Source organism: Daeguia caeni, assembly GCF_042653845.1.
GTDB classification, from domain to species: Bacteria; Pseudomonadota; Alphaproteobacteria; order Rhizobiales; family Rhizobiaceae; genus Brucella; species Brucella caeni.
This window is the reverse complement of the sequence record NZ_JBHSEL010000002.1, coordinates 1-2,089: the sequence shown is the minus strand read 5'-3', so window position 1 is coordinate 2,089 and position 2,089 is coordinate 1. Positions and strand designations below refer to the sequence as shown.

Sequence of the window (2,089 nt, the reverse complement as noted above, 5' to 3'; positions counted from 1 at the left end):
TCTGATCCTCCGTAGTTTTTGCAAACATAGAGAATCATAAACTACTGAAATCGCTCAACTTAATTTTCGGTCGGGCTCTTAAGGAGAATATCCTTACGAGTTGTATTTTTATCACATACACGTGTTCCGAGTCAGTGTAAGAAGAAACTCCAACGTAAGGGGAGTTTTCCAATGAAGTTACTTTTGATTTCCGCAGCGATGTCTCTCGCAGCAACTACTGCTTATGCAGCTGACGCAATCATTGCGGAAGAAGTTGCAGTAATCGCTCCAGATACATTCTCGTGGACCGGTGGCTATATCGGTATCAATGCTGGTTATGCAGGCGGTAAATTTAAGCACCCGTTTGCACTTACCATTGATGATGGCGACATTGAAAGAAACGCGGATGGTTCGCTTGATGTAACTTCAAGTGGCTTTGTCGGCGGCGTACAGGCTGGTTACAACTATCAGTTTGATAACGGTTTTGTGCTCGGTGCAGAAGCTGATTTCCAAGGTTCGAATGTAAAGGGCGAAGTTAAATTCAACGCCTTTGATGGTTTCAACGGCATCTCTGGTAAAGCTGGAACCAAGGTTGAATGGTTTGGTACGGTTCGCGCACGTCTCGGTTACACCGCAACGGAACGTCTGCTTGTTTACGGTACTGGTGGTCTCGCATACGGTAAAGTGAAGTCGTATGCTGATTTTGACTTGGATGGTACCGGAGGTGGAATTTCTTCCTCGAAAACAAAAGCCGGTTGGACAATTGGCGCTGGTGCGGAATACGCATTCACAAACAATTGGACGCTCAAGTCGGAATACCTTTATACTGATCTGGGTAAGCGTAATCTGATCAGCTACGCTGATGAAGATGGCAGCTTTAACCTCGACAACAAAGTTAAGTTCCACACGGTTCGCGTTGGCCTGAACTACAAGTTCTAATTCCAATCTGAAAACGTATTAAGCCGCCCGGCTCCAGTCGGGCGGCTTTTTTGTTATGGCATCTTGTCCGACATCAACGCCTGACCTGCCCCCCGGAAGTTCCCTCGCTGTGATGTAGAGTCTGCCGAACCTGAGAAGGAGCAGACGAGATGAGGAAAAGCCGTTTTACCGAGGCGCAGATCATCGGGATGATCAAGGANCTGCGGGCGATGACGGATCATCCGATCTCTCAACGCCGGGCCTGCGTCCTGATCGGTGTCGATCCGAAGACGGTGCGGCGGAACAGGCCGCCCGACAACCCGGAAATCCGTGAGGAGATGCACAAGATCGCCGAGAAGCGTCGTCGCTTCGGGTATCGGCGTGTGGGCATCATGCTGGAGCGCAAAGGCATGATCATGAACGAAAAGAAGCTCTACCGCATCTACCGGGAAGAGGGTCTGTCAGTGCGCCGCCGTCGTGGCCGCAAACGGGCACGCGGCAGTCGGACACCAATGCCGGTGCCGCTGCGGCCGAACCAGCGCTGGTCCCTAGACTTCCTGTCCGACACGTTCGGGGCATGCCGCAAGTTCCGCATTCTGGCGGTCAACGACGATTGCTGCCGCGAGAACTTGGCCCTGATTGCCGACACCAGCATATCGGGGGCCAGGGTGGCGCGTGAACTCGATGCCCTAGTCAGGATTTATGGCAAGCCCGCCTGCATCGTCTCGGACAACGGAACCGAGTTCACCAGCAAGGCGATCCTGAAGTGGGCCAACGAGAACGGCGTCAAATGGCATTACATCGATCCCGGCAAGCCGCAGCAGAACGGCTACATCGAGTCCTTCAATGGCAGCCTGCGCGACGAATGCTTGAACGAGGAGATCTTCGACAGACTGGCTGATGCCCGCCGAAAGTTGGCCCTGTGGCGCTACGACTACAACAACGTCAGGCCGCATTCCTCGCTGGGCAACCAAACGCCAGCACAAGCGCGCCGGGCTCTTGAGCAATCTGAGAGCTCCGCGCCCGGCGCGCTTGCCACATCCGAAACCGACCACTATCAACCCCAAGGACTCTCGTTATGAACGAGGGACGACCGGGGGGGCAGGTCAGATGCGAGACAACGGATTGCTCGATCTTATCAATGAAATGCTGGTTACAGTAACACGGCTGGCGGAAGGCCGTAAGGCGGAGC

The 2,089-nt window shown here is 53.6% G+C and carries 1 protein-coding gene and 1 pseudogene; both read left to right on the top strand.

Features of this window, described 5'->3' with window-relative positions; all coding sequences use genetic code 11:
* The first annotated feature begins 171 nt into the window (after positions 1 to 171).
* The gene (locus ACFO1V_RS00935; protein WP_374834789.1) at positions 172 to 918 is read left to right on the top strand and encodes an outer membrane protein; all 747 of its coding nucleotides are present in this window, start codon (positions 172 to 174) and stop codon (positions 916 to 918) included.
* A 200-nt stretch (positions 919 to 1,118) separates the two neighbouring features.
* Positions 1,119 to 1,979, top strand: a pseudogene (locus tag ACFO1V_RS00930) (IS3 family transposase); the annotation flags it as partial.
* Positions 1,980 to 2,089: the final 110 nt, after the last annotated feature.